This is a genomic window from Streptomyces sp. NPDC079141 (genome assembly GCF_040686775.1).
Lineage (GTDB): Bacteria > Actinomycetota > Actinomycetes > Streptomycetales > Streptomycetaceae > Streptomyces.
In genome coordinates, this window is the sequence record NZ_JBFBLP010000008.1 from 145,166 (window position 1) to 171,868 (window position 26,703).

A 26,703-nucleotide genomic window follows, 5' to 3' on the forward strand; every position below is an offset into this window, starting at 1 on the left:
CTCAGCCAGCGAACGCCTCCCCGAACGCCCCCGAACTCTGCTCCACCCCACTGCACTCGGTGAGCGCGTCGCCCTCGTCCGCGCACTGCTGGTCCCGGAACGTCGACCACATCGACACCCAGGCGATCTCCTTCTCCTCGGCGAACGCCCGTACCTCCGCGGCGTCTTCGAGCGTGAAGGTCTCGCCGTCGACGTCGTTCACGCCGATCATCGAGGTGAGCGCCATGCCCCGCCAGGCGGTCGCGGTGGACGTTCCGAAGACGTCCTGGAGCTGCTCGTGTGAGGCCTTCGCCGCGGTGATCGCGTACTCGCCCATGTCGCCGTCGTACGACTCCCCGTAGTTCATCGTCATGAGATTCACCGTGGAGACCTGTACGGCGCTGTTGTTGGCGGACTCCAGCAGCGCGATGCCGTCGTCGTCGAGCCCGGACGGCATCACCGGGAGTGTGAAGGAGACCGAGAGGTCGTCGCGCTCCTGCTGGAGCAGGGCTATCGCCTCCGAACGCAGCTCCACCGACTCGGAGTCGGCCAGCGCGTCCCCCTCGATGTCGAAGTCGGCCTGTGTGGAACCGGCCGCGTCCAGCGCCTCGCCGTACGCCTCGGCCAACTCCCGCGCGCTGTCACAGCTCTCCGCCAGCTCCTTGCCCGACGCCCCGCCGAAGGAGACGCGCACACTCGCCCCGTCCGCCTCCTTCAGCCGCGCGATCCGGGACTCCACCGTCGAGTCGTCGATGTCGTAGGCGCCGTTCCAACTCGGCGTGCAGTCACTGCCGTCCGCGATCACGAAGGCCAGGTTGTACGTCGACGGAGAGCCGGCCGAGTCGTTGTCGGAGGCCGCGGTGGCGCTGACGTAGGGGGCGTAGGAGGTGCTGGCCGGGGTGCTGGCCGGGGTGCTGGCCGAGGTGTCATCGGTTGTGGCGGCGGATTCCGCCGAGCAGCCCGCCGTTGCCAGCGCGAACAGGCACACGAGCCCGGCTGTCGGTTTCAGGAAACTCCGCATCTCGTACGCACCAGCTCTCATGATTTCTGTCGCAGAACGGAAACGAAACTCCCGTCCGGGGGCTGGAAATGTCTCACATCAACCCTGGCTCTCGTCGGGCAGGCGCCGTATGCGCAGGAATCTCTCAGTGAAGCGACAGGTTAAGGCGCTTCTCATGGGCGCCTCATATGAATCCCCGAGTCGTCGTCACATAGAGGCTCCCTAATATCCGGGGAATGCATTCCGAGCCTGCCATCGAAACCCGCGCCGACGTGCGCGGTCGCCGCCGCAAACGTGGCAACGGGTCCGCCGAGGGGCCTGTCTTCGTTGACAACTCCGGTCGCCGGTCGAAGGTGCTGCGCCGGATCGGCGTCCTTGTCGGCGTCGTCTGCGTCGGCTACGCCGTCGTCCTGGGGATGGCCTTCATGGGCATCGGCACCTCGCTCACCCCCTCCCAGCTGCTGCCGTTCGGCAACACCGCGCAGGGCGGCGGCCCGGGCACCGGCCCCGGCCGGCAGCCGCAGGGCGGCTTCGGCGACCGGATCGGCGGCACCTCGTCCGCCCCGACGCCCTCGGGCAGCCCCGCCCCCACCGCTTCCGTGTCCGCCGCCGCGGACACCGCCAACTGACCGGAACGCAGCCACCTTTCATGACTTCGACGACGCCCTCACGCGGCCGCCGACGCGCCCCCACCCGTATCGGGCGGGTGGCGGGCAAGGCCGCGGCACTGCAGAAACCGCGTGTCATCCTCGCCCTGCTGCTCCTGCTCGCACTGACCAGCATCATGCTGCTCGACGGCTATCTGCGCGCCGAGGTCGGCGGCGACCAGCGGGTGCGCAGCGGGGCCAGTTCCAGCGATGTGCCGGACGAGATCCTCGACGGCGGCCCGATCCTCACCTTCCGCGGCGGACAGGCCACCACGGTCTCCGTCCCGGACAGGACCATCGCCCTCACCTTCGACGACGGCCCCAACCCCACCTGGACGCCCCAGGTCCTGGAGATCCTTGCGGAGTACGACGTTCCGGCGACGTTCTTCGTGGTCGGCTCGATGGTCTCCCGCTACCCGGACCTCGTCGCGGACATGGTCGAACAGGGCAACGAGGTGGGCATCCACACCTTCACCCATGTCGACCTCTCCTATCAGAGCGACGCCCGCGTCAACCGTGAGGTGCAGCAGACGCAGCTCGCGCTGGCGGGCGCGGCCGGCATCACCACCACGCTGTTCCGGGCGCCGTACTCCTCGGAGACGGACGCCATCGACAACTACAGCTGGCCCGTCTACCGCAAGCTCGGCGAGGAGGGCTACACCAGCGTCTTCATCGACACCGACAGCGACGACTGGAAGAAGCCGGGCGTCTCGAAGATCGTGAAGTGGGCGACGCCCGCCAGGAACAAGGGCGCGTCCGTGCTCTTCCACGACGCCGGCGGCGAACGCTCGCAGACCATCAAGGCGCTGCCCCAGTACATCGAGAAGATGCGGGCGAAGGGCTACACCTTCACCACCATCAGCGGTGTCATACAGCAGGACCAGCAGGCGGGTGGCGCGCCTTCGGCCGTCCAGGGCGCCACCGACGACGGTGGTTCCCTCCTCCAGGCCGCCCACCGCGAGGCCACCGGCGCGACCCTGTACGAGGGCAAGGCCCTCATCGCGGCCGTCGCCGTCGCCGAGTGGACGGTGCCCGCGCTCTCGGTCGGACTGATGGTCGTGGGCGTGGCGGTCATGGGGCGGTTCGGGATGATGCTCGTCCTGGCCCGCCGCCACTACAGACAGCGCAACAGGCGCCGCTTCAGCTGGGGTCCGCCGGTCACCCGGCCGGTGAGCGTGATCGTCCCGGCGTACAACGAGAAGGAGTGCATCGCCAGCACCCTCAACTCGCTGGCGCAGAGCACCCATCCGATCGAGATCATCGTCGTGGACGACGGTTCCACCGACGGCACGGCCGGCATCGCCGAGTCCCTCGGCATGCCGAACGTCCGCGTGGTCCGGCAGCAGAACGCGGGCAAACCGGCCGCCCTCAACAACGGTGTCCGGCACGCCAGTCACGACATCGTCGTGATGATGGACGGCGACACCGTCTTCGAACCGGACACCGTACGGCAGCTGGTGCAGCCCTTCGCCGACCCCGAGGTCGGCGCGGTCGCCGGCAACGCCAAGGTCGGCAACCGGAACACGGTCATCGGCGCCTGGCAGCACATCGAGTACGTGATGGGCTTCAACCTCGACCGCCGCATGTACGACCTGCTGCGCTGCATGCCGACCATCCCCGGCGCGATCGGCGCGTTCCGCCGCGAGGCGGTGCTGGAGGTCGGCGGCATGAGCGAGGACACCCTCGCCGAGGACACCGACATCACGATCGCCATGCACCGCGCGGGCCGGCGCGTTGTCTACCAGGAGCACGCCAGGGCCTGGACGGAGGCGCCCGGGTCGCTGAAGCAGCTCTGGTCCCAGCGCTACCGCTGGTCGTACGGCACCATGCAGGCGCTGTGGAAGCATCGCAAGTCCCTGACGGACAAGGGTCCTTCAGGGCGCTTCGGCCGGGTCGGCATGCCGCTGGTGGTGATCTTCCAGATCGTCACGCCGGTCTTCGCCCCGCTCATCGACGTGTTCACCGCGTACTCGCTGATCTTCATCGACTTCAGGGCGGCGCTGCTGGCCTGGCTCGCGGTGCTGGCCGTGCAACTGGTCTGCGCGGCGTACGCCTTCCGGCTGGACCGGGAGAAGTACCGGTATCTGCTGATGATGCCGCTGCAGCAACTGGCCTACCGCCAGATGATGTACCTCGTCCTCATCCACTCCTGCATCACCGCCCTCACCGGCGGCCGTCTGCGCTGGCAGAAGCTGAAGCGGACGGGCGAGGTGGGGACACCGGCGGGGGTGAGCTGAGGTGGGCGCCCACAGCCGGCCTGCCGCGGTGCTCGTACGGGCTCCCCACGGCCCCGCCCGCGACCGCTACTTCGACACCCTGAGAGCCGTCGCCCTCATCCGTGTCGTCACGTACCACACCTTCGGCTGGGCTTGGGCCGGTCTGGTCTTCCCCTCCATGGGGATCATGTTCGGCCTGGCGGGCACCCTGATGGCGAAGTCCCTGGAGCGGCCCGCGCTCACGGTGGTGCGGAGCCGGTTGCGCCGGCTCCTGCCCCCCTTCTGGTTCTGGGGCTTCTTCGTGGTCGTCGCGATGCTGATCCACGGCTGGATGCCGGGCCGGCAGATCGTCTACTGGATCGTGCCGCTCGGCGACCCGCCGGGCAACGCCTGGGGCGCACAGGCGTACGAGATCCTCTGGTATCTGCGCACGTACCTGTGGTTCGTGCTCCTCTCCCCGCTCCTGCTGAAGGTGTTCCGCCTCGCGCCGGTACCCGTCCTGCTGGCGTCCCTCGCGCCGATCGTCGTCCTCCAGTTCGTCTGGGCGGGACCGGACAACCGCTTCGGCAGCGCCCTGTGGGACCTGTCGACGTACCTCTTCTGCTGGATCCTCGGCTTCGCACACCGCGACGGCGTGCTGGAGAGGATGAAACCGGCGGCCGTGCTCCTGCTGTCGCTCGCCGCACTCGGCTACGGCGGCTGGTACGCGCTGACCCACCGGGCCGAGTACGGCACCTACGACCTGGACGAGATCCCGCTCGCGCAGGCCTTCTGGTCGGCCGGTTTCGTGCTGCTCCTGATGTGGGCCAAGGCGCGTCTGCGGATCGACCTCGCCGGGCTGACCCGGTTCCGGCGGCTGGACCGGCTCGTCGCCGTCTTCAACGCGCGCGCGGTGACGATCTACCTCTGGCACGAGATCGCCCTGATCCTGGCCGTGCCGCTGATCGACCAGTTCTGGAAGGTGCCCGCCTTCGAGCGGTACCTGCCGCTGGAGAGCCAGTGGTTCATGTTCGGCATCGGCTGGGTGCTGATCGCCGGGTTCGTCCTGCTGTGCGGATGGGTGGAGGACGTGGCCGCGAGGAAGAAGCCACGGCTCCTTCCGTGAGGGCGTCGGCCGGTCGTGCGAGGGCGGCTGCAAGAATGGGCCCGTGACCCGCGCTTCCCTGAACAAGCAGCCGCACGAAGTCGCCTCGATGTTCGACGACGTCGCGGAACGGTACGACCTGACGAACGACGTGCTGTCGCTCGGCCAGGACCGGGTGTGGCGCAAGGAGGTCGCCAAGGCGGTCGACGCCCGGCCCGCGCAGAAGGTCCTGGACCTCGCCGCCGGTACGGCGACCTCCTCCCTGCCCTTCGCCCGCACCGGCGCGTACGTCGTGCCCTGCGACTTCTCCCTCGGGATGCTCCAGGTCGGCAAGCGGAAGCACCCCTGGCTGCCGCTCACGGCGGGCGACGCGACGAGGCTGCCGTTCAAGGACGACACCTTCGACGCCGTCACGATCTCCTTCGGCCTGCGCAACGTGCAGGACACCGACGCCGCGCTGCGCGAGATGTACCGGGTGACCAGGCCCGGCGGCCGGGTCGTCATCTGCGAGTTCTCGCACCCGACGTGGGCGCCCTTCCGGACCGTCTACACCGAGTACCTGATGCGCGCCCTGCCGCCGGTCGCCCGCGCGGTCTCCTCCAACCCCGACGCCTACGTCTACCTCGCCGAGTCCATCCGCGCCTGGCCCGACCAGCCCGCCCTCGCCGAACGCCTGCGCAAGGCCGGCTGGTCGAAGGTCGCCTGGCGGAATCTGACGGGCGGCGTCGTGGCGCTGCACCGGGGGTTCAAGGAGAGCTGAGGCCGACGGGCGGCGGTTTCCGCGTACGGCCGTTTTCGCGTGACCCGGTTTCAGGGCGGGACGAAGCCCGCGCACGCCGCGTAGGAGTGGCCGCCCGGCTCGTCGAGTTCCCGTTGCATCCCGCCGCGCGGCGGTCGCGGCGAACGCGGCTCCCGCACCCCCGCGCCTCCGCCGCCCTCACCCTCCCCGAAGTCGAACCACACGGTGACCACGGCCCCGCGCGGCACCTCGACACCGGGTGGCGGGTACTGCCGTACGACGTAGTCGACGACGGCGAGACGGACGTCGGGCCGGTCGGGCGAGGCCAGCAGCACGCCGCGTGCCTCTGCCGACTTGCATGCGTCCACAGCCATCAGACCGACGAGGCGCGGTACGCGCACTTCGGGTGTCTTGGGCGGTATATGCACAGATGTCACCCCCAGCGATACCGGCAGAGTAACCCCCGCCGGGTACCGCTCGGAAGCGCTAAGTGTCTATCTGTGACAGTTCGTTACCGCTCGTGATCGAAACAGGGCTAAGCCGTTCCGCTTTCCAGGTTCAGTCGGTAGCAGTGCCCCTGCCGCTTGCTCGCCGGGGTGGTGAACACCTCGGCCAGCCGCATGCCCAGCCGCCGGGTCACCGCGATCGACCGCTCGTTGCGGGCGTCGACCATCGCCACCACATTCGACACTCCCGCCGCCCGCACCCGCTCCAGCGTCTCCCGCGCGGCCGCGGTGACGTACCCCTTGCCCCAGTGCGCCCGCGCGAGCCGCCAGCCGATCTCGATCTCGCCCGTGGGACCCCAGTCCCGCTCCCACGGCTGGGCGCCGGTGAAGCCGATGACCTCGCCGGACTCGTCGAGCACGCTCCACAGACAGAACCCGCGTTCGGCGTCGTGGCGCCGCTGCCGGGCGGTGAGCTCCTCGTAGACCGACAGGCCGGCGGACGAGCCGCCGTGGAACTCCATGACCTCCGGGTCGTCGAAGAGCCGGTGCCAGACGACCGCGTCCTCGTCGGTGGGGACACGCAGCCGTACTACAGGGAGAGCTCGGTTCACGGGGGCAACCCTTCAGCCGGGTGATCACTGCTGCTGCATAGACTGCCCATGTCCAGTGCCGGTCGGCACGCAGATTTCGAACTTGGGGAGATCCCGCCGTGACCGAGCCCCTCCTCTCCGACAACACCGCCGATGTGATCGTCGTGGGCGCGGGGCCAGCCGGCTCCACGACGGCGTACCACCTGGCCAAGGCCGGACTCGACGTACTGCTGCTGGAGAAGACCGAGTTCCCGCGGGAGAAGGTCTGCGGCGACGGCCTCACCCCGCGCGCGGTCAAGCAGCTGGTGGCGATGGGCATCGACATCTCCGAAGAGGCCGGCTGGCTGCGCAACAAGGGCCTGCGGATCATCGGCGGCGGTGTCCGGCTCCAGCTCGACTGGCCGGACCTCGCCTCCTTCCCCGACTACGGACTCGTCCGCAAGCGCGACGACTTCGACGAGCAGCTCGCCCACCAGGCCCAGAAGGCGGGCGCGCGACTGTACGAACGCTGCAACGTCGGCGCCCCGATCATCGACGACCGCACCGGCCGTATCACCGGCGTGCACGCCAAGCTCGGCGAGGAGAAGCGCGAAGTCACCTTCCACGCGCCCCTGGTGGTGGCCGCCGACGGCAACTCCACGCGCCTGTCCCTGGCGATGGGCCTGCACCGCCGCGAGGACCGGCCGATGGGCGTGGCCGTACGGACCTACTTCGAGTCCCCGCGCCACGAGGACGACTACCTGGAGTCCTGGCTGGAGCTGTGGGACCGCCGCGGCCCCGGCGAGGACCGTCTGCTGCCGGGCTACGGCTGGATCTTCGGCATGGGCGACGGCACCTCGAACGTCGGCCTGGGCGTCCTGAACACCTCCGACTCCTTCAAGGAGCTCGACTGGCGCGAGGTCCTGAAGGCCTGGTGCGCCTCCATGCCGGAGGACTGGGGCTACACGCCGGAGAACATGACCGGCCCCATCCGCGGCGCCGCCCTCCCCATGGCCTTCAACCGCCAGCCGCACTACACGCGCGGGCTGCTGCTCGTCGGCGACGCCGGCGGCCTGGTGAACCCCTTCAACGGCGAGGGCATCGCCTACGCCATGGAGTCCGGCCAGATCGCCGCCGACGTCATCGTCCAGGCCCACGCCCGCCCGACCCCCGCGGGCCGCGAGATGGCCCTCCAGCGCTACCCGCGCGTCCTCAAGGACACCTACGGCGGCTACTACACGATGGGCCGCGCCTTCGTGAAGCTCATCGGCAACCCGAAGGTCATGAAGATCGCGACCCAGCGCGGCCTGACCCACCCGCTCCTGATGAAGTTCACCCTGAAGCTCCTGGCGAACCTGACGGACCCGACGGGCGGCGACGCCATGGACCGCATCATCAACGGCCTGAGCAAGGTGGCGCCGAAGGCGTGACGAGCGCCCCCCGCGCGCATCGACCGCCAGGAGAAGCGATCTCCCCCCGGGTGCCATAGTCGTCGCATCCGGGACACCCAGGGGGTTGATCGCCGTGCCGCTCCTGATGCTCTTTGTGCCCGCCGCTCTGCTGGGAGCGGCGGGGCTGGCCGTCATCCGCTGCCGGAAGGCAAACCGGTCGGCTCAGGCACAGCCGGTGAAGCCGCGGAGACTGACCCTCGGCAAGGCCGCTCAGATCGCCACCATCGCCGGAACGGCTCTCACCGCCCTCGGCGTGGTGATGACGATGATGAAGAGCTAGCCGCTCAGGGCCGCCGTTCTGGCCGCCTGCCGCGCGAAGACCTCATCCCGGCGGTCCGCCGCCTGCCGCAGCGCGTCCTTCCGCTCCCGCTTGGAGAGCCGGTCCAGATAGACCTGCCCGTTGCAGTGGTCGGTCTCGTGCGCGAGGCAACGGGCGAAGTACCCGGCGCCCTCGATGACGATCGGCTCGCCGTCCCTGTCGAACCCCCGCACCACGGCCCGGTCCGGACGCGGTACGTCCATCACGGCGCCCGGTACCGACAGGCACCCCTCGCCCTCGTCGAGCAGCCGACGGTCGGTCGCGTCGAGCTGCTCCAGCACCGGGTTCACGACATGCCCGACATGCCGGACTCCGTCGTCGTCCGGGCAGTCGTACACGAACAGCCGCAGATCGACGCCGACTTGGTTCGCCGCGAGCCCGCAGCCGTCGGCGATGTACATCGTCAGGAACATGTCGTCGATGAGCGCCGCGAGATCGGGCCCGAACTCGGTCACGTCCCGGCACGGCTTGTGCAGGACCTCTTCCCCCGCCTCGGTGATCCTGCGCACGGACCCGCGCCGGGCCTCGGGCGCGAGCGGCGGATACGAGTCGACGGGCCTGCCTTGCACGAAGACACTCGGCATCTCTGAACTCCTGGGTCTGTTGCCGGTTGCTGTCGGTTCTCATGACAACAGAACAAGCAGGAGTCTCAGGGGCGGATCGGCCGCATCCGCAGGTGTTCTCGGACGGGAAGCGCCGGACGGGGCCGCTGCCCCCGAGCGGCTGCGGCCCCGTCCGTGCGACTGTGCCCATGGGCGCTGTGCGTCAGAGTACGCGCACCGCACCCGAGGCGGGGTAGCCGGAAAGGTCCTGAATGACCACACCCTTGGACGGGTTGGCGGCGTCCAGGTACTGGCCGTCGCCGATGTACACGCCCACGTGGTACGCCGAGCCCTTGCCGCCCCAGTACAGGATGTCGCCGACCTGGAGGTTGGACAGGGAGACGTCCGTGCCGGCCATCGACTGGTCCTGCGAGACGCGCGGCAGGTCGACGCCGACCTGCTTGAACGCGGCCTGGACCAGGGAGGAGCAGTCCCACGCGTTGGGGCCGGTCGCGCCCATGACGTAGGCGTCGCCCAGCTGGGCCTTGAGGAAGGAGATGACCGTCGCGACGCTGCCGCTGGCGGGAGCGGAGGCGGTGGCCGTGGTGGCGGTGGAGAGAGTGGCGCGCTCGGCGTCGCGCGCGGCGCGCTCCGCGGCGGCCTTGCGGGCGGCTTCGGCGGCCTTCTTCTTGGCCTCCGCCTTCTCCTTGGCCTCAGCGAGGTCCGCCTTGGCCTGCTTCGCGGCCTTTGCGGCGGCCGCGTCACGCTCGGCCTGCAGCTCGTAGGTGGCCGCGGCCTGCTGAGTGGCGTCCGCGGACTCGGCGACCTGGGCAGCCAGGTCCGCCGTCAGGGTGGGCAGTTCGAGGGTCTGCGTCACCGGCTCGGCAGCGTTCGCCGAACCCGACGCACCGGCCACTGCCAGGGTGCTGAGGACGCCACCGGCAACTCCGGCCCGCATCGCGATGGTCGACGCGCTGCGGCGGGGTTTCCGGTGGCTGCGTATGTGAGCGGTGTGGGACATGAGAACAACCGGTATCAGGGGCTCCTCCATACCTTCAAGAAACGTGTGCTGCGCCACAGTTGTTCAATCGACCGCGTGAATCCCGGGTGTGTCGCCCTTTATTGACGCCGTAACGGACATAGCGGACCATGCCCAACCCGCCTGTGATCACGGCCTTTCGTCGGTTCGTCCGAATTGCCCTCCGCCTACCACTGGTTGAGGCAGGTGGCCAAGCCCGGTTCTCATGCCCCTCTCATGAGTGTGGCCGAGGTCACGCAACGGTTACGGCGACGGGCGCGTCCCGCGCGCACGGCCCGCCCTCCGTCGCTCGTGAACGCGTGCACGCGTCCACATCGCACTGCGGACCTCCCCCTGATGTGTGAACGCGGCCCTCTACCAAGGCGCACCGTCCAGCACCAATTTGCATGCAAGGGAAGCCTCTTGATATTGAGACGCCCCGCCCGAGCTGCGCCGACGAGCGGAAATGTCACCTCAGGTGATCACTTGGAAGCCTCGCGTACGAAGATCACCACTCATCCGACTTCATGATCCTTCGTCAGGTGGTGGAGATCACAAAGCTTGTGTAATACCCCGTGTCGCAGATCACAGAGCGGCGGGCATAAGATGCGAGGCAGTTGGGCTTGTGACCTGCTTCACATGTTCTCGATCTTCGCCGGGACGAGCGAGGTTCGAGGAACGGGTGGGACGCATGTGATGAGCCCGACGCAACCGCCAGCAGTCAGTGCCGACTGAGAGGAGCGAGGAGCGGTGAACGCGTATGCGCCCATCCTCGTACTGGGAGCCCTCGGGGCAGGCTTTGCGATCTTCTCCGTGGTCATGGCCACGCTGATCGGTCCGAAGCGGTACAACCGCGCCAAGCTCGAAGCCTACGAGTGCGGTATCGAACCGACACCCACGCCGGCCGGCGGCGGGCGCTTCCCGATCAAGTACTACCTGACGGCGATGCTCTTCATCATCTTCGATATCGAGATCGTCTTCCTCTACCCCTGGGCCGTCACCTTCGACGCCCTGGGGATCTTCGGGCTCGTGGAGATGCTGCTCTTCGTGCTCACCGTCTTCGTCGCGTACGCGTACGTATGGCGGCGCGGCGGCCTGGAATGGGACTGAGGGGCCTTTAACGACATGGGACTCGAAGAAAAGCTGCCGAGCGGCTTCCTGCTGACCACCGTCGAGCAGGCCGCGGGCTGGGTGCGCAAGGCGTCTGTCTTCCCCGCCACCTTCGGCCTCGCGTGCTGCGCCATCGAGATGATGACCACCGGCGCCGGCCGCTACGACCTGGCGCGCTTCGGCATGGAGGTCTTCCGCGGCTCCCCGCGGCAGGCGGACCTGATGATCGTCGCCGGACGGGTGAGCCAGAAGATGGCGCCGGTGCTCCGGCAGGTCTACGACCAGATGCCGAACCCGAAATGGGTGATCTCCATGGGGGTCTGCGCCTCCTCGGGCGGCATGTTCAACAACTACGCGATCGTGCAGGGCGTCGACCACATCGTCCCGGTCGACATCTACCTCCCCGGCTGCCCGCCACGGCCGGAGATGCTCATGGACGCCATCCTCAAGCTCCACCAGAAGATCCAGACCTCCAAGCTCGGCGTGAACGCCGAGGAGGCGGCCCGCGAGGCGGAGGAAGCGGCGCTCAAGGCCCTGCCCACGATCGAGATGAAGGGGCTGCTGCGGTGAGCGACACCAACGGCAACGGGGTCAATCCCGAGAAGGACCTCAGCGCCTCCAACCTCCCCGGCCAGCGCGGCCAGGGCGGCGAGGAGATCCGCGTCCAGCGCGGCATGTTCGGCGCCAACAACGGCGGCGACACCTCCGGTTACGGCGGCCTCGTCCGCTCGGTCCGCCTCCCGGGACCGGCGAGTCGCCCCTACGGCGGCTGGTTCGACGAGGTCGCCGACGAGCTGGAGGGCGCACTGGAGGAGCAGGGCCTGCTGCCCGACAACGCCATCGAGAAGACGGTCGTCGACCGCGGCGAGCTCACGTTCCACATCGAACGCGAGCACCTGCTCCGCGTCGCCCGCACCCTGCGCGACGACCCGGCCCTGCGCTTCGAGCTCTGCACGGGCGTCAGCGGCGTCCACTACCCGAACGACAAGGGCCGCGAGCTGCACGCCGTCTACCACCTGCGCTCGATCACCCACAACCGGTTGATCCGGCTGGAGGTCAGCGCCCCCGACAGTGACCGCCGCATCCCGTCACTGGTCTCCGTCTATCCCACGAACGACTGGCACGAGCGCGAGACCTACGACTTCTTCGGGATCGTCTTCGACGGCCACCCGGCCCTGACGCGGATCATGATGCCGGACGACTGGCAGGGCCACCCCCAGCGCAAGGACTACCCCCTCGGCGGCATCCCCGTCGAGTACAAGGGCGCCCAGATTCCGGCTCCGGACCAGCGGAGGTCGTACTCGTGAGCACTTCGCACGCCTCCCCTCGGGAGACCACGGAAGGCACCGTATATACGGTCACCGGTGGCGACTGGGACGAGGTCGTCCAGTCCGCGGCCCGCGCCGACGACGAGCGCATCGTCGTCAACATGGGCCCCCAGCACCCCTCCACCCACGGGGTGCTCCGCCTGATCCTGGAGATCGAGGGCGAAACGGTCACCGAGGCCCGCTGCGGCATCGGCTACCTGCACACCGGCATCGAGAAGAATCTTGAGTTCCGCACGTGGACGCAGGGCACCACGTTCGTGACGCGCATGGACTACCTGACGTCCTTCTTCAACGAGACCGGCTACTGCCTCGCCGTCGAGAAGCTCCTCGGCATCGAGGAGCAGATCCCCGACCGCGCCACCCTCATCCGCGTGCTCCTGATGGAGCTCAACCGCCTCTCCTCGCACCTGGTGTGCATCGCCACCGGCGGCATGGAGCTCGGCGCCACCACGATCATGATCTACGGATTCCGTGATCGTGAAATGATTCTCGACATCTACGAGCTCATCACGGGCCTGCGGATGAACCACGCGTACATCCGCCCCGGCGGACTCGCCCAGGACCTGCCGCCCGGCGCGGTGGACCAGATCCGCGAGTTCGTGAAGAAGATGAAGAAGAACCTCCCGGAGTACGACAAGCTCGCCACCGGGAACCCCATCTTCAAGGCGCGTATGCAGGACATCGGCTATCTCGACCTGGCCGGCTGCATGGCCCTCGGTGCCACCGGTCCGATCCTGCGGGCCACCGGCCTGCCGCACGACCTGCGCAAGGCGCAGCCCTACTGCGGCTACGAGACCTTCGACTTCGACATCCCGACCGCCGACACCTGCGACGCCTACGGCCGCTTCCTGATCCGCCTGGAGGAGATGCGCCAGTCGCTCAGGATCGTCGAGCAGTGCCTGGACCGGCTCCAGCCCGGCCCGGTCATGGTCGCCGACAAGAAGATCGCCTGGCCCGCCCAGCTCGCCCTGGGCCCGGACGGCCTCGGCAACTCCCTCGACCACATCAAGAAGATCATGGGCACCTCCATGGAGGCCCTGATCCACCACTTCAAGCTGGTCACCGAGGGCTTCCGCGTCCCGCCGGGACAGGCGTACACGGCCGTCGAGTCGCCCAAGGGCGAACTCGGCGTACATGCCGTCTCCGACGGCGGCACCCGCCCCTACCGGGTCCACTTCCGCGACCCGTCCTTCACCAACCTGCAGGCCATGGCGGCGATGTGTGAGGGCGGCCAGGTCGCCGACGTCATCGTCGCCGTCGCGTCCATCGACCCCGTGATGGGAGGCGTCGACCGGTGACCACCAGTTCTTCGGAGCAGGGCGTCAGCCTGGGCATGCCCCAACTGCCCGCGCCCGGCTACCCGGACGACGTTCGAGCCCGACTGGAACGGGACGCGCGCGAGGTCATCGCCCGCTACCCCGACTCCCGGTCCGCGCTCCTGCCGTTGCTGCACCTCGTGCAGTCGGAGGAGGGCCATGTCACGCGCACCGGGATGCAGTTCTGCGCGGACGTGCTGAACCTGACCACGGCCGAGGTGACCGCGGTCGCGACCTTCTACACGATGTACCGGCGCCGGCCGAGCGGTGACTACCAGGTCGGCGTGTGCACCAACACTCTGTGCGCGGTGATGGGCGGCGACGCGATCTTCGAGGCGCTCCAGGAGCACCTGGGCGTCGGCAACGGCGAGACCACCGACGACGGCAAGGTCACCCTGGAGCACATCGAGTGCAACGCGGCCTGCGACTTCGCGCCGGTCGTGATGGTCAACTGGGAGTTCTTCGACAACCAGACCGTCGAGAGCGCGAAGCGCATGGTGGACGACCTGCGCACCGGGCGCCAGGTGTCGCCCACGCGCGGGGCGCCGCTGTGCACCTTCAAGGAGACGGCCCGGATCCTGGCGGGCTTTCCCGACGAGCGGGACGGGTCGGTCGAGGCCGGCGGAAGCGCGGGACCCGCTTCGCTGGTCGGCCTCAAGCTGGCCAAGGGGGAGGCCGCACCCGCGCGGGTGGTTCACCCGCGGGACGGCGGACCTCATGAGGAGCCGCAGGACAGGGCAGTGCACGAGCCGTCACCGACGGAGCACTTGAGCTCGCACGACGCGCCGCAGGAGACATCGGCCTCCGACCCAGCCCACCCGGCCGGGCCCATCGCCGAGGAGGGGGAGTGATGACCTTGGCACCCGAGCTGAAAGACACCAGCCCCGAGAAGCTGCTCGCACCCGTGCTGTCGGCCTTCTGGGACGAGGACAAGTCCTGGACGCTGGACGTCTACCGAAGGCACGAGGGATACGAGGGCCTGCGCAAGGCGCTGGCGATGTCGCCGGACGACCTGATCGCGTACGTCAAGGACTCCGGTCTGCGCGGCCGTGGCGGCGCGGGATTCCCCACTGGAATGAAATGGCAGTTCATTCCCCAGGGAGATGGAAAACCGCACTATCTAGTTGTCAACGCCGACGAATCGGAGCCCGGAACCTGCAAGGACATTCCGCTCCTCTTCGCGAACCCGCATAGCCTCATCGAGGGCATGATCATTGCGTGTTATGCCATCAGGTCGTCGCATGCCTTCATCTATCTGCGCGGTGAAGTCGTCCCTGTGCTGCGGCGGTTGCACTCGGCCGTGAGCGAGGCCTATGCGGCCGGCTACCTCGGACAGAACATCCTGGGCAGCGGCCTCGATCTCGATATCACCGTGCACGCGGGCGCCGGCGCGTACATCTGCGGTGAGGAGACCGCACTGCTCGACTCGCTCGAAGGCCGCCGTGGTCAACCGCGGCTCCGTCCCCCTTTCCCTGCCGTCGCGGGCCTCTATGCCTGCCCGACTGTGGTGAATAACGTCGAGTCGATCGCGTCGGTTCCCGCGATCCTCCACAAAGGCAAAGACTGGTTCAGGTCGATGGGCAGCGAGAAGTCCCCGGGCTTCACGCTCTACTCGCTCAGCGGCCACGTCGCCAGCCCCGGCCAGTACGAGGCCCCGCTCGGCATCACCCTGCGCCAGCTGCTGGAGATGAGCGGCGGCATGCGGCCCGGCCACCGGCTGAAGTTCTGGACGCCGGGCGGCTCCTCGACGCCGATGTTCACCGAGGAGCACCTGGACGTCCCGCTCGACTACGAGGGCGTGGGCGCCGCCGGCTCCATGCTCGGCACCAAGGCGCTGCAGTGCTTCGACGAGACGACCTGTGTGGTCCGTGCCGTCACCCGCTGGACCGAGTTCTACGCCCACGAGTCCTGCGGCAAGTGCACGCCCTGCCGCGAAGGCACGTACTGGCTCGTGCAGTTGCTGCGTGACATCGAGGCCGGCAAGGGCGTGATGAGCGACCTCGACAAGCTGAACGACATCGCCGACAACATCAACGGCAAGTCGTTCTGCGCCCTCGGCGACGGCGCCGCCTCGCCGATCTTCTCCTCGCTCAAGTACTTCCGTGAGGAGTACGAGCAGCACATCACGGGCCGCGGCTGCCCCTTCGACCCGGCCAAGTCGACGGCCTGGGCGGACAAGCACACGGAGGTGAACGCATGACAGTGACCACCAGCGCTCCCTCCGGAGGCGGGGAGGCGGCGGTCCCGCCGGAAGATCTCGTGGCGCTGACGATCGACGGCATCGAGATCAGCGTGCCGAAGGGCACTCTGGTCATCCGGGCCGCCGAACAGCTCGGCATCGAGATCCCCCGGTTCTGCGACCATCCGGCGCTCGACCCGGCCGGCGCCTGCCGTCAGTGCATCGTCGAGGTGGAGGGCCAGCGCAAGCCGATGGCCTCCTGCACCATCACGTGCACCGACGGCATGGTGGTGAAGACCCAGCTCACCTCGCCGGTCGCGGAGAAGGCCCAGAAGGGTGTGATGGAGCTCCTGCTCATCAACCACCCGCTGGACTGCCCGGTCTGCGACAAGGGCGGCGAGTGCCCGTTGCAGAACCAGGCCGTGTCGCACGGCAACGCCGAGTCCCGCTTCGAGGGCAAGAAGCGGACCTACGAGAAGCCGGTGCCGATCTCCACGCAGGTGCTGCTCGACCGTGAGCGGTGCGTGCTGTGCGCCCGCTGCACCCGCTTCTCCAACCAGGTCGCGGGCGACCCGATGATCGAGCTGATCGAGCGGGGCGCTCTCCAGCAGGTCGGCACCGGCGAGGGCGATCCCTTCGAGTCGTACTTCTCCGGCAACACCATCCAGATCTGCCCGGTCGGCGCGCTCACCTCGGCGGCGTACCGCTTCCGTTCCCGCCCCTTCGACCTGGTCTCCTCGCACTCCGTGTGCGAGCACTGCTCGGGTGGCTGCGCCACGCGCACCGACCACCGGCGCGGCAAGGTCATGCGGCGCCTGGCCGCACCCGACCCCGAGGTCAACGAGGACTGGATCTGCGACAAGGGGCGGTTCGCGTTCCGGTACGCGCAGCAGCGGGACCGGATCGAGACGCCTCTGGTGCGCAACGCGGAGGGCGACCTGGAACCGGCGTCCTGGCCGGAGGCGCTGCAGATCGCCGCTCAGGGACTGCTCGCCTCGCGAGGCCGCACCGGCGTCCTGGCCGGCGGCCGCCTCACCATCGAGGACGCCTACGCCTACAGCAAGTTCGCGCGCGTGGCGCTCGACACCAACGACATCGACTTCCGCGCGCGTGCGCACAGCAGCGAGGAGGCCGACTTCCTCGCCGCCCAGATCGCCGGACGCGGCCGCGACCTCGACGGTACGGGCGTCACGTACACCGCGCTGGAGAAGGCGCCCGCGGTGCTGCTGGTCGGGTTCGAGGCCGAGGAGGAGGCGCCCGGGATCTTCCTGAGGCTGCGCAAGGCCTGGCGCAAGCACGGCCAGAAGGTCTTCTCCCTCGCCACGCACGCCACTCGCGGCCTGGAGAAGGCGGGCGGAACGCTGCTGCCCGCCGCTCCCGGCACCGAGACCGAGTGGCTGGACGCGCTCGCGAGCGGGGTCGGCCTGGAGGGCGACGGCGCGCAGGCTGCCGAGGCGCTGCGCGCCGAGGGCGCCGTGATCGTCGTGGGTGAGCGGTTGGCCGGTGTGGGGGGCGGGCTGACCGCCGCCGGCCGCGCCGCGTCCGCGACCGGCGCCCACCTGGCGTGGATTCCGCGCCGGGCGGGGGAGCGCGGAGCCGTCGAGGCCGGTGCGCTGCCTTCGCTGCTGCCGGGCGGCCGTCCGGCCACCGACCCGCGCGCGCGTGAGGAGGTCGCCGCGGCCTGGGGCCTGGCCGACCTGCCGCACCGCTACGGCCGTGACACCAGCCAGATCGTGGAGGCCGCCGCCACCGGCGAACTCCAGGCCCTGGTGGTCGCCGGCGTCGAGGTCGCCGACCTGCCCGACCCGGCACGCGCACGTGAGGCGCTCGCCGAGGTCGGCTTCCTGGTCTCGCTGGAGCTGCGGCCCAGCGAGGTCACCGAGCGCGCCGACGTGGTCCTTCCCGTCGCCGCCGTCGCCGAGAAGGCAGGCACTTTCCTCAACTGGGAGGGCAGGGTGCGCTTCTTCGAGGCCGCGCTCAAGCCCGACCAGATGACGCGCCGCCTGGCCCCGACCGACGCGCGCGCCCTGCAGATGCTGGCCGACGCCATGGACGTACACCTGGGCCTGCCGGATCTGCGGACCACGCGCGCGGAGCTGGACCGGCTCGGTCCCTGGGACGGGCCGCGGGCCACCGAGCCCCTCGAAACGGCCGCCCAGTTGCCGCGACCGGCCGCCGGGGAGGCTGTGCTGGCCGGGCATCGGCTGCTGCTCGACCAGGGTCGGCTCCAGGAGGGCGACGAGGCGCTCGCCGGAACGCGGCACGCGGCACACGCGCGCGTGTCGGCCGCCACGGCCGCCGAGGCGGGTGTGAAGGACGGCGACGTCCTCGCGGTGACCGGCACCGCCGGAACGGTCGAACTCCCGCTCAAGGTCACCGAGATGCCCGACCGGGTGGTCTGGCTCCCGCTGAACTCCACCGGCCGCGGCGTCGCCTCCGACACCGGGGCGCGGCCCGGCTCCCTCGTCCGCATCGGCCCGGCGACCCCCGTGACCGAGGCCCCCAAGGAGGTGGAGGCATGAGCCCGTACCTCGCCGCTGAAGACCTCTCGATGTTCGGCACCGACCCCTGGTGGCTGGTCGTCATCAAGGCGGTGTTCTGCTTCGCCTTCCTGATGGTGACCGTGCTGTTCTCGATCGTCTGGGAGCGCAAGGTCGTCGCCTGGATGCAGCTGCGCATCGGCCCCAACCGGCACGGCCCGTGGGGCATGCTCCAGTCGCTCGCCGACGGCGTGAAGCTGATGCTCAAGGAAGACGTCATCGTCAAACGCGCGGACAAGGTGGTCTACGTCCTCGCGCCGATCGTCGCGGCCATCCCGGCCTTCATGGCGATCGCGGTGATCCCCTTCGGCCCGGCCGGCAACGAGATCTCGATCTTCGGTGAGCGCACCACGATGCAGCTCACCGACCTGCCGATCGCGATGCTGTACATCCTCGCGGTCGCCTCGGTCGGCATCTACGGCATCGTGCTGGCGGGTTGGAGTTCCGGATCGACCTATCCGCTGCTCGGTGGACTGCGTTCCTGCGCGCAGATGATCTCGTACGAGATCGCGATGGGCGCCGCCTTCGCCTCCGTCTTCCTCTACTCGGGGTCGATGTCGACGTCGGCGATCGTCGAGGCGCAGCAGGACCGCTGGTACATCATCCTGCTGCCGGTCTCCTTCATCATCTACATCATCACGATGGTCGGTGAGACCAACCGCGCCCCCTTCGACATGCCGGAGTCCGAGGGCGACCTGGTCGGCGGCTTCAACACCGAGTACTCGTCGATCAAGTTCGCGCTGTTCATGCTCGCCGAGTACGTGAACATGGTGACGGTCTCGGCCGTGTCCGTGACGCTCTTCCTCGGCGGCTGGCGGGCCCCCTGGCCGGTCTCCACCTTCTGGGAGGGCGCGAACCACGGCTGGTGGCCGCTGCTCTGGTTCACCGTCAAGGTCCAACTGCTGCTGTTCTTCTTCATCTGGCTGCGCGGCACTCTCCCACGGGTCCGCTACGACCAGCTCATGAAGCTCGGCTGGAAGGTCCTCATCCCGGTCTCCGTGGTCTGGCTGATGCTCGTCGCGACCGTGCGGACGCTGCGGAACGAGAACTACGACTTCGCCGACATCGCTCTCTATGTCGGCGGCGGCGTCCTTGTGCTCCTGCTGCTCTCCTTCGTCGCGGACATGTTCCGCGGAAAGCCGAAGGAGGGGGAGCCCGCCCCGAGCGCCGGATTCGATCCGACGGGCGGTGGATTCCCCGTACCGCCGCTGCCGGGACAGGAGTTGCCGCCGGTGCCGCGGCGCCGTTCGCGCCGCGAGCGGGAGCTGATTGTCAGTGGCGGGGTGAATACTCAGAGTGACGACGGATCTCTGGATGGAAAGGAGGCGTCCGATGGCTGAGGAGCCCAAGGAGACCAAGCCCGGTTTCCAGAACCCCGTGGCCGGCTTCGGCGTGACCTTCAAGGCCATGTTCAAGAAGCGGCTGACCGAGCAGTACCCGGAGCAGCAGAAGACCACCGCTCCGCGCTTCCACGGACGGCACCAGCTCAACCGCCATCCGGACGGCCTGGAGAAGTGCATCGGCTGCGAGCTGTGCGCCTGGGCCTGCCCCGCCGACGCGATCTACGTCGAGGGTGCGGACAACACCGACGAGGAGCGCTACTCGCCGGGCGAGCGGTACGGGCGCGTGTACCAGATCAACTACGCCCGCTGCATCCTGTGCGGCCTGTGCATCGAGGCGTGCCCCACGCGCGCGTTGACCATGACGAACGAGTTCGAGCTCGCCGACTCCAGCCGCGCCAACCTCATCTACACCAAGGAGCAGCTGCTCGCCGGTCTTGAGGACGGCATGGTGGACACGCCGCACGCGATCTACCCCGGGACGGACGAGCAGGACTACTACCGGGGTCTGGTGACGGAGGCCGCTCCCGGTACGGAGCGCCAGGTCGCCGTGTCCAAGGGTGAGAGGCCCGAGGATCAGGGGGTGGACGCATGAGCGCGCAGCTCGCCGCCTACTCCACCTCCACCGGCGAGGCCTTCCAGTTCTGGGTCCTCGGCACGGTCGCGGTGATCGGCGCCCTGTGCACCGTCTTCATGAAGAAGGCCGTGCACAGCGCCCTGTGCCTGGCCGGCACCATGATCATCCTGGCGGTGTTCTACCTCGCCAACGGCGCCTACTTCCTGGGCGTCGTGCAGATCGTCGTCTACACGGGCGCGATCATGATGCTGTTCCTCTTCGTGGTGATGCTCGTCGGCGTCACCGCGGCGGACTCGCTGAAGGAGACCATCAAGGGCCAGCGCTGGCTGGCCCTTCTGTGCGGTCTCGGCTTCGGCATCCTGCTGACCGCAGGCATCGGCAACGCCTCCCTGACGGAGTTCAACGGCCTCGCGCAGGCCAACGCGGGCGGCAACGTGGAGGGCCTCGCGGCCCTTCTCTTCACCAAGTACGTCTTCGCCTTCGAGATCACCGGCGCCCTGCTCATCACGGCCGCAATCGGCGCCATGGTGCTGACGCACCGGGAGCGCACCGAGCGCGCCAAGACCCAGCGCGAGCTGGCCGAACAGCGGGTGCGCGAGGGCAAGCACCTCCCGCCGCTGCCGGCGCCCGGTGTGTACGCCCGGCACAACGCCGTGGACATCGCCGGACTGCTGCCCGACGGCACCCCGTCGGAGCTCACCGTCAGCAAGACGCTGCGTGAGCGCGGCCAGATCCGCGATGTGTCCACCGAGGCGCTCAACGACCTCAAGGCCCTCGAACAGCGCGCCGGGGAGCGCCTGGAGCGCACGAACAGTGGGGAGGCGGCCAAGTGAACCCGGTCAACTACCTCTATCTCGCGGCCCTGTTGTTCACGATCGGCGCCACCGGCGTGCTGATCCGGCGCAACGCGATCGTGGTGTTCATGTGCATCGAGCTGATGCTCAACGCCTGCAACCTCTCGCTCGTCGCCTTCTCCCGCATGCACGGCAATCTCGACGGCCAGATCATCGCCTTCTTCACGATGGTCGTCGCCGCCGCGGAGGTCGTGGTCGGGCTCGCGATCATCGTGTCGCTGTTCCGTTCCCGCCACTCGGCCTCGGTCGACGACGCCAGCCTGATGAAGCTGTAAGGGGTCGCTGAATCGTGGAGAACCTGATTGCGCTGCTCATCGCGGCGCCCCTGCTCGGAGCGGCGGTCCTGCTGTGCGGTGGCCGGCGCCTGGACGCCGTCGGCCACTGGATCGGCACGCTGCTTGCGGCCCTGTCCTTCGTGTTCGGCGTCATCCTCTTCACCGACCTCCTCGGCAAGGACGCCGAACACCGGACGATGACGCAGCACCTGTTCAGCTGGATCCCGGTGGAGGGCTTCCAGGCGGACGTCGCCTTCCACCTCGACCAGCTGTCGATGACGTTCGTCCTGCTGATCACCGGCGTCGGCTCGCTGATCCACCTGTACTCGGTCGGGTACATGGAGCACGACGAGCGGCGCCGCCGCTTCTTCGGCTATCTGAACCTGTTCCTCGCGGCGATGCTGCTGCTCGTCCTCGCGGACAACTACCTGCTGCTGTACGTCGGCTGGGAGGGCGTCGGTCTCGCCTCCTACCTGCTGATCGGCTTCTGGCAGCACAAGCCCAGCGCCGCGACGGCCGCGAAGAAGGCGTTCCTGGTCAACCGCGTCGGCGACATGGGTCTGTCGATCGCGATCATGATCATGTTCACCACCTTCGGGACGTTCGCCTTCGGTCCGGTGCTCGGCACTCATGAGGAGCCCGGGCTCGTCGGTGACACGTCCGAGGGCAGGCTGACCGCCATCGCCCTGATGCTGCTGCTCGCCGCCTGCGGCAAGTCGGCCCAGGTGCCGCTGCAGTCCTGGCTCGGGGACGCGATGGAGGGCCCGACCCCGGTCTCGGCCCTCATCCACGCCGCCACGATGGTGACCGCGGGTGTGTACCTGATCGTCCGCTCCGGAGCGATCTTCAACGCCGCTCCCGACGCACAGTTGGTCGTCACCATCGTCGGTGCCGTCACGCTCCTGTTCGGTGCGATCGTCGGTTGCGCGAAGGACGACATCAAGAAGGCGCTGGCCGGCTCGACCATGTCGCAGATCGGCTACATGGTGCTCGCCGCCGGCCTCGGCCCGATCGGCTACGTCTTCGCGATCATGCACCTGGTGACGCACGGCTTCTTCAAGGCCGGGCTGTTCCTCGGCGCCGGTTCGGTCATGCACGGCATGAACGACGAGGTCGACATGCGGAAGTACGGCGGCCTGCGCAAGTACATGCCGGTCACCTTCATCACCTTCGGCCTCGGCTACCTCGCCATCATCGGCTTCCCGGGTCTGTCCGGCTTCTTCTCCAAGGACAAGATCATCGAGGCGGCGTTCGCCAAGGGCGGCACCGAGGGCTGGATCCTCGGCGGCTGTGCCCTGCTCGGCGCGGCCATCACGGCGTACTACATGACGCGCGTGATGCTGCTGACGTTCTTCGGGGACAAGCGCTGGCAGCCCGATGAGAACGGCAACGAACCGCACCCGCACGAGTCGCCCAGCTCCATGACGGTCCCGATGATCGTGCTGGCCTTCGGATCGGTCTTCGCGGGCGGCCTGTTCAGCGTCGGCGACCGCTTCCTGCACTGGCTGGAGCCCATCACCGGACACGACCACGGCGACGCGCCGATCAGCGCGGCCACGGTCACGGCGTCCACGGTGGCCGTGATGGTCATCGGTGTGACGGCCGCGTACCTCCAGTACGGCCGTCGTCCCGTCCCGGTCGTCGCCCCGCGCGGCTCGCTGCTCACCCGGGCCGCCCGGCGCGACCTGCTCCAGGACGACTTCAACCACGTCGTCCTCGTCCGCGGCGGCGAGCACCTCACGCGGTCCCTGGTGTACGTCGACCACACCCTGGTCGACGGTGTCGTCAACGGCACGGCGGCCTCGGTCGGCGGCCTCTCCGGACGGCTGCGCCGACTGCAGAACGGCTTCGCGCGGTCGTACGCGGTCTCGATGTTCGGCGGTGCGGCGGTCCTCGTCGCCGCCACCCTGTTGATGAGGGCGGTCTGATACCGATGTCCTTTCTGCTGACAGCGACGGCGGCGGTCCCGGCGGTCGGGGCGGTCGTCACGGCCGCCGTGCCGGCCGCGCAGCGCACCGCCGCCAAATGGCTGGCGCTGCTCTTCTCGCTCGCCACGCTCGGGCTGGCCATCGCCGTGTCGGTGCGCTTCGATCCGAACCACGTCGACCCGGACAACCCCAACAACCCCTACCAACTCACCGAATCCCACTCCTGGATCCCGGACTTCGGCGTCACGTACGAGCTGGGCGTGGACGGCATCGCGGTGGCGCTCATCGCGCTGACCGCCGTACTGATGCCGTTCATCATCCTGGCCGGCTGGCACGACGCCGACCCGCTGGAGACCGGCAGCAGGCGCTGGCGGCCGACGCAGGGCTTCTTCGCCCTGATCCTGGCCGTCGAGGCGATGGTGATCATCTCCTTCGAGGCCACCGACGTCTTCCTCTTCTACATCTTCTTCGAAGCCATGCTCATCCCGATGTACTTCCTCATCGGCGGCTTCGGGGACCGTGCCCACGAGCACGGTGAGGAGGCGGCCTCGACGCAACGGTCGTACGCCGCGGTGAAGTTCCTCCTCTACAACCTCGCCGGTGGCCTGATCATGCTGGCCGCGGTGATCGGCTTCTACGTACAGGCCGGGACCTTCTCGCTCCAGACGCTGTTCGATCCGCAGCACGGCATGCCGGAGATGGCGACCAGCACCGAACGCTGGCTGTTCCTCGGCTTCTTCTTCGCCTTCGCGGTGAAGGCGCCGCTGTGGCCGCTGCACACCTGGCTGCCCAACGCGATGCAGGAATCCACCGCGCCGGTCGCCGTCCTCATCACGGCGGTCGTCGACAAGGTGGGCACCTTCGCGATGCTCCGCTTCTGCCTCCAGCTGTTCCCGGAGGCGAGCGAATGGGCGACGCCCGCGATCCTCACCCTCGCCCTGATCAGCATCGTCTACGGGGCACTGCTCGCCGTCGGCCAGCGGGACATCAAGCGCCTGATCGCCTACGCGTCGATCTCGCACTTCGGCTTCATCATCATGGGCATCTTCGCGATGACCAGCCAGGGCCAGTCCGGCGCGACCCTCTACATGGTCAACCACGGGATCTCGACGGCCGCCCTGATGCTGGTGGCCGGCTTCCTGATCTCGCGGCGCGGCTCGCGGCTCATCGCCGACTACGGCGGTGTCCAGAAGGTCGCCCCGGTTCTCGCCGGAACCTTCCTGATCGGCGGACTGGCGACGCTGTCGCTGCCGGGACTGGCGCCGTTCGTCAGTGAGTTCCTGGTTCTGGTCGGCACGTACGCGCGCTACCCGGCGGTCGGAATCATCGCCACCTTCGGAATCGTGCTCGCCGCGCTCTACACCCTCGTCCTGTACCAGCGGACGATGACGGGCCCGGTGAAGGCGGAGGTCACGAAGATGCCGGACCTGCGCGCGCGTGAACTCCTGGTCGTCACCCCGCTGATCGCGATGCTGATCTTCCTGGGCGTCTATCCGAAGCCCGTCACCGACATCGTCAACCCGGCGGTCGAGAAGACCATGTCCGTCGTGGACCAGAAGGACCCCCAGCCCGAGGTGGAGGCGGCCAAGTGAGCGCAACAGCCGTCCACAGCCTGTGGACAACCGCGGCCGACCCGATCTCGAAGATCGACGCGCCGAAGATCGAATACGGACAATTGTCGCCCACTCTGATCGTCGTCGGCGCGGCGGTCGTCGGAGTGCTGATCGAGGCGATCGTCCCGCGCAAGTCGCGTTACTACGCCCAGGTGTTCGTCTCCGCCGTCGCGCTCATCGCCGCCTTCGCAGCGGTCGTGGCGCTCGCGGCGGACGGGTACGGCACCACGAAGGCGGGCATCGCGGCGATGGGCGCCATCGCCGTCGACGGGCCGGCCCTCTTCCTTCAGGGCACGATCCTGCTGTCCGGACTGGTCGGCCTGTTCACGTTCGCCGAGCGGCGGCTGGATCCGGAGGCGCACGGCAACCGCGTCGACTCCTTCGCCGCGCAGGCCGCGTCCGTGCCGGGCAGCGACAGTGAGAAGGCCGCCGTCAAGGCCGGGTTCACCACCACAGAGGTCTTCCCGCTGCTGCTCTTCGCCGTCGCGGGCATGCTGATCTTCCCGGCGGCCAACGACCTGCTGACGCTGTTCATCGCGCTGGAGGTCTTCTCCCTGCCGCTGTACCTGATGTGCGCCCTCGCCCGCCGCAAGCGGCTGATGTCGCAGGAAGCGGCCGTGAAGTACTTCCTGCTCGGGGCGTTCGCCTCCGCGTTCACCCTGTTCGGCATCGCGCTGCTGTACGGCTACGCGGGCTCCGTTTCGTACGCGACGATCGCGCAGGTCGTCGACGGCACGATCACCACCGTCGACCCGGCCCTCGCGGACACCATGGGCAACGACGCGCTGCTGCTCATCGGCGCCGCGATGATCGTCATGGGCCTGCTGTTCAAAGTGGGCGCGGTGCCGTTCCACATGTGGACGCCCGACGTCTACCAGGGCGCGCCGACCCCGGTGACCGGCTTCATGGCGGCGGCGACGAAGGTGGCCGCGTTCGGGGCGCTGCTCCGCATTCTCTACGTCGTGCTGCCCGGCCTGCGCTGGGACTGGCGGCCGGTCATGTGGGGCGTCGCGATCGTCACCATGCTCGGCGGTGCGATCGTCGCGATCACCCAGACCGACATCAAGCGGCTGCTGGCGTACTCGTCGATCGCGCACGCGGGCTTCATCCTCGCGGGTGTCATCGCGACCACGCCGGACGGCGTCTCCTCCGTCCTCTTCTATCTGGGCGCGTACTCGTTCGTGACGATCGGGGCGTTCGCGGTGGTGACGTTGGTGCGCGACGCCGGCGGTGAGGCGACGCATCTGTCCAAGTGGGCCGGTCTCGGCCGCCGTTCGCCGCTGGTGGCAGCCGTGTTCGCGGTGTTCCTGCTGGCCTTCGCGGGCATTCCGCTGACCTCCGGCTTCGCCGGAAAGTTCGCCGTGTTCAAGGCCGCGGCGGAGGGCGGCGCGACCCCGCTGGTCGTGGTCGGTGTGATCTCGTCGGCGATCGCGGCGTTCTTCTACATCCGCGTCATCGTGCTGATGTTCTTCAGCGAGCCGCGGCCCGAGGGGCCGACGGTCGCCGTTCCGTCGCCGCTGACGATGACGGCGATCGGCGTGGGTGTAGCGGTCACGCTGGTGCTCGGTGTGGCGCCGCAGTACTTCCTGGACCTGGCGAGCGATGCCGGGGTGTTCGTGCGCTGACCTGCGGT

Annotated in this window: 25 protein-coding genes; 20 read left to right on the top strand and 5 right to left on the bottom strand. The window is 68.7% G+C overall.

The window, feature by feature from the left end; genetic code table 11:
- Position 1: 1 nt before the first annotated feature.
- A complete protein-coding gene (locus AB0Q90_RS22745; RefSeq protein WP_363159439.1) occupies positions 2–1,000 on the bottom strand; it encodes a chitinase in 999 nt (332 codons plus the stop codon).
- A 215-nt stretch (positions 1,001–1,215) separates the two neighbouring features.
- Here AB0Q90_RS22745 and AB0Q90_RS22750 point away from each other — a divergent pair, with 215 nt between their 5' ends.
- The 4 genes from AB0Q90_RS22750 to AB0Q90_RS22765 are packed head-to-tail and all read left to right on the top strand — an operon-like array spanning position 1,216 to position 5,686.
- A complete protein-coding gene (locus tag AB0Q90_RS22750) occupies positions 1,216–1,608 on the top strand; it encodes a hypothetical protein (RefSeq protein ID WP_363159288.1) in 393 nt (130 codons plus the stop codon).
- 20 nt (positions 1,609–1,628) lie between these two features.
- The gene (locus AB0Q90_RS22755; RefSeq protein WP_363159287.1) at positions 1,629–3,863 is read left to right on the top strand and encodes a glycosyltransferase; all 2,235 of its coding nucleotides are present in this window, start codon (positions 1,629–1,631) and stop codon (positions 3,861–3,863) included.
- A 1-nt stretch (position 3,864) separates the two neighbouring features.
- Entirely contained in the window at positions 3,865–4,947 is a 1,083-nt protein-coding gene (locus tag AB0Q90_RS22760; protein WP_363159286.1) for an acyltransferase, read from the top strand.
- A 43-nt stretch (positions 4,948–4,990) separates the two neighbouring features.
- Positions 4,991–5,686, top strand: coding sequence for a demethylmenaquinone methyltransferase (locus tag AB0Q90_RS22765; RefSeq protein WP_363159285.1), 696 nt, complete (start codon positions 4,991–4,993; stop codon positions 5,684–5,686).
- A gap of 50 nt (positions 5,687–5,736) precedes the next feature.
- On the opposite strand, the gene AB0Q90_RS22770 is transcribed toward AB0Q90_RS22765, so the two are convergent.
- Positions 5,737–6,066, bottom strand: coding sequence for a PASTA domain-containing protein (locus AB0Q90_RS22770; RefSeq protein ID WP_363159284.1), 330 nt, complete (start codon positions 6,064–6,066; stop codon positions 5,737–5,739).
- Between the two features lie 134 nt (positions 6,067–6,200).
- Complete coding sequence (locus AB0Q90_RS22775) at positions 6,201–6,722, bottom strand: GNAT family N-acetyltransferase (RefSeq protein WP_363159283.1); 522 nt, start codon at positions 6,720–6,722, stop codon at positions 6,201–6,203.
- Positions 6,723–6,820: 98 nt separating this feature from the next.
- Between AB0Q90_RS22775 and AB0Q90_RS22780 the strand changes: the two genes are divergently transcribed.
- Both AB0Q90_RS22780 and AB0Q90_RS22785 read left to right on the top strand, forming a co-directional pair.
- Positions 6,821–8,110 (top strand): geranylgeranyl reductase family protein, encoded by a 1,290-nt coding sequence (locus tag AB0Q90_RS22780; RefSeq protein ID WP_363159281.1) that lies wholly within the window; start codon positions 6,821–6,823, stop codon positions 8,108–8,110.
- 94 nt (positions 8,111–8,204) lie between these two features.
- A complete protein-coding gene (locus tag AB0Q90_RS22785; protein ID WP_363159280.1) occupies positions 8,205–8,411 on the top strand; it encodes a hypothetical protein in 207 nt (68 codons plus the stop codon).
- On the opposite strand, the gene def is transcribed toward AB0Q90_RS22785, so the two are convergent.
- Positions 8,408–9,034, bottom strand: a complete 627-nt coding sequence (gene def / locus AB0Q90_RS22790; RefSeq protein ID WP_363159279.1) for a peptide deformylase — start codon at positions 9,032–9,034, stop codon at positions 8,408–8,410. The genes AB0Q90_RS22785 and def overlap by 4 nt on opposite strands.
- A gap of 181 nt (positions 9,035–9,215) precedes the next feature.
- The gene (locus tag AB0Q90_RS22795) at positions 9,216–10,043 is read right to left on the bottom strand and encodes a C40 family peptidase (RefSeq protein ID WP_363159278.1); all 828 of its coding nucleotides are present in this window, start codon (positions 10,041–10,043) and stop codon (positions 9,216–9,218) included.
- 717 nt (positions 10,044–10,760) lie between these two features.
- Here AB0Q90_RS22795 and AB0Q90_RS22800 point away from each other — a divergent pair.
- Genes AB0Q90_RS22800 through nuoN form a run of 14 tightly spaced genes read left to right on the top strand, consistent with a single transcriptional unit; the run spans position 10,761 to position 26,695 of the window.
- Positions 10,761–11,120, top strand: a complete 360-nt coding sequence (locus AB0Q90_RS22800) for an NADH-quinone oxidoreductase subunit A (protein ID WP_003974383.1) — start codon at positions 10,761–10,763, stop codon at positions 11,118–11,120.
- 15 nt (positions 11,121–11,135) lie between these two features.
- Positions 11,136–11,690: an NADH-quinone oxidoreductase subunit B family protein gene (locus AB0Q90_RS22805; protein WP_003998928.1), complete on the top strand. Its 555-nt coding sequence runs from the start codon at positions 11,136–11,138 to the stop codon at positions 11,688–11,690.
- Positions 11,687–12,427, top strand: a complete 741-nt coding sequence (locus tag AB0Q90_RS22810) for an NADH-quinone oxidoreductase subunit C (RefSeq protein ID WP_363159277.1) — start codon at positions 11,687–11,689, stop codon at positions 12,425–12,427. Before AB0Q90_RS22805 ends, AB0Q90_RS22810 begins: the two co-directional genes overlap by 4 nt.
- Positions 12,424–13,746 carry an NADH-quinone oxidoreductase subunit D gene (locus AB0Q90_RS22815; RefSeq protein ID WP_363159276.1) on the top strand — a complete coding sequence of 441 codons (1,323 nt, stop codon included), beginning with the start codon at positions 12,424–12,426 and terminating at the stop codon, positions 13,744–13,746. The genes AB0Q90_RS22810 and AB0Q90_RS22815 overlap by 4 nt, the downstream gene beginning before the upstream one ends.
- Positions 13,743–14,615: an NADH-quinone oxidoreductase subunit NuoE gene (gene nuoE / locus AB0Q90_RS22820; RefSeq protein WP_363159275.1), complete on the top strand. Its 873-nt coding sequence runs from the start codon at positions 13,743–13,745 to the stop codon at positions 14,613–14,615. Before AB0Q90_RS22815 ends, nuoE begins: the two co-directional genes overlap by 4 nt.
- Positions 14,615–15,964 carry an NADH-quinone oxidoreductase subunit NuoF gene (nuoF, locus tag AB0Q90_RS22825; protein ID WP_363159274.1) on the top strand — a complete coding sequence of 450 codons (1,350 nt, stop codon included), beginning with the start codon at positions 14,615–14,617 and terminating at the stop codon, positions 15,962–15,964. The genes nuoE and nuoF overlap by 1 nt, the downstream gene beginning before the upstream one ends.
- Positions 15,961–18,465 carry an NADH-quinone oxidoreductase subunit G gene (locus tag AB0Q90_RS22830; RefSeq protein WP_363159273.1) on the top strand — a complete coding sequence of 835 codons (2,505 nt, stop codon included), beginning with the start codon at positions 15,961–15,963 and terminating at the stop codon, positions 18,463–18,465. Before nuoF ends, AB0Q90_RS22830 begins: the two co-directional genes overlap by 4 nt.
- A complete protein-coding gene (gene nuoH, locus AB0Q90_RS22835) occupies positions 18,462–19,823 on the top strand; it encodes an NADH-quinone oxidoreductase subunit NuoH (RefSeq protein ID WP_363159272.1) in 1,362 nt (453 codons plus the stop codon). The genes AB0Q90_RS22830 and nuoH overlap by 4 nt, the downstream gene beginning before the upstream one ends.
- A complete protein-coding gene (gene nuoI, locus AB0Q90_RS22840) occupies positions 19,816–20,418 on the top strand; it encodes an NADH-quinone oxidoreductase subunit NuoI (RefSeq protein ID WP_363159271.1) in 603 nt (200 codons plus the stop codon). The genes nuoH and nuoI overlap by 8 nt, the downstream gene beginning before the upstream one ends.
- Positions 20,415–21,233: an NADH-quinone oxidoreductase subunit J gene (locus tag AB0Q90_RS22845; protein ID WP_363159270.1), complete on the top strand. Its 819-nt coding sequence runs from the start codon at positions 20,415–20,417 to the stop codon at positions 21,231–21,233. The genes nuoI and AB0Q90_RS22845 overlap by 4 nt, the downstream gene beginning before the upstream one ends.
- On the top strand, positions 21,230–21,529 hold the full coding sequence (gene nuoK, locus AB0Q90_RS22850) for an NADH-quinone oxidoreductase subunit NuoK (RefSeq protein ID WP_015658544.1): 300 nt from the start codon (positions 21,230–21,232) through the stop codon (positions 21,527–21,529). The genes AB0Q90_RS22845 and nuoK overlap by 4 nt, the downstream gene beginning before the upstream one ends.
- 14 nt (positions 21,530–21,543) lie before the next feature.
- Complete coding sequence (gene nuoL / locus AB0Q90_RS22855) at positions 21,544–23,457, top strand: NADH-quinone oxidoreductase subunit L (protein WP_363159269.1); 1,914 nt, start codon at positions 21,544–21,546, stop codon at positions 23,455–23,457.
- A 5-nt stretch (positions 23,458–23,462) separates the two neighbouring features.
- Entirely contained in the window at positions 23,463–25,049 is a 1,587-nt protein-coding gene (locus AB0Q90_RS22860) for an NADH-quinone oxidoreductase subunit M (protein ID WP_363159268.1), read from the top strand.
- Positions 25,046–26,695: an NADH-quinone oxidoreductase subunit NuoN gene (gene nuoN / locus AB0Q90_RS22865; protein WP_363159267.1), complete on the top strand. Its 1,650-nt coding sequence runs from the start codon at positions 25,046–25,048 to the stop codon at positions 26,693–26,695. Before AB0Q90_RS22860 ends, nuoN begins: the two co-directional genes overlap by 4 nt.
- Positions 26,696–26,703: the final 8 nt, after the last annotated feature.

What these genes read in the sequence shown, in the direction of transcription:
- AB0Q90_RS22745 (WP_363159439.1), bottom strand. Translation starts at nt 1,000, where the DNA reads ATGCGGAGTTTCCTGAAACCGACAGCCGGGCTCGTGTGCCTGTTCGCG.
- AB0Q90_RS22750 (WP_363159288.1), top strand. Translation starts at nt 1,216, where the DNA reads ATGCATTCCGAGCCTGCCATCGAAACCCGCGCCGACGTGCGCGGTCGC.
- AB0Q90_RS22755 (WP_363159287.1), top strand. Translation starts at nt 1,629, where the DNA reads ATGACTTCGACGACGCCCTCACGCGGCCGCCGACGCGCCCCCACCCGT.
- def (WP_363159279.1), bottom strand. Translation starts at nt 9,034, where the DNA reads ATGCCGAGTGTCTTCGTGCAAGGCAGGCCCGTCGACTCGTATCCGCCG.
- AB0Q90_RS22795 (WP_363159278.1), bottom strand. Translation starts at nt 10,043, where the DNA reads ATGGAGGAGCCCCTGATACCGGTTGTTCTCATGTCCCACACCGCTCAC.
- AB0Q90_RS22805 (WP_003998928.1), top strand. Translation starts at nt 11,136, where the DNA reads ATGGGACTCGAAGAAAAGCTGCCGAGCGGCTTCCTGCTGACCACCGTC.
- nuoF (WP_363159274.1), top strand. Translation starts at nt 14,615, where the DNA reads ATGACCTTGGCACCCGAGCTGAAAGACACCAGCCCCGAGAAGCTGCTC.
- AB0Q90_RS22830 (WP_363159273.1), top strand. Translation starts at nt 15,961, where the DNA reads ATGACAGTGACCACCAGCGCTCCCTCCGGAGGCGGGGAGGCGGCGGTC.
- nuoH (WP_363159272.1), top strand. Translation starts at nt 18,462, where the DNA reads ATGAGCCCGTACCTCGCCGCTGAAGACCTCTCGATGTTCGGCACCGAC.
- nuoI (WP_363159271.1), top strand. Translation starts at nt 19,816, where the DNA reads ATGGCTGAGGAGCCCAAGGAGACCAAGCCCGGTTTCCAGAACCCCGTG.
- AB0Q90_RS22845 (WP_363159270.1), top strand. Translation starts at nt 20,415, where the DNA reads ATGAGCGCGCAGCTCGCCGCCTACTCCACCTCCACCGGCGAGGCCTTC.
- AB0Q90_RS22860 (WP_363159268.1), top strand. Translation starts at nt 23,463, where the DNA reads ATGTCCTTTCTGCTGACAGCGACGGCGGCGGTCCCGGCGGTCGGGGCG.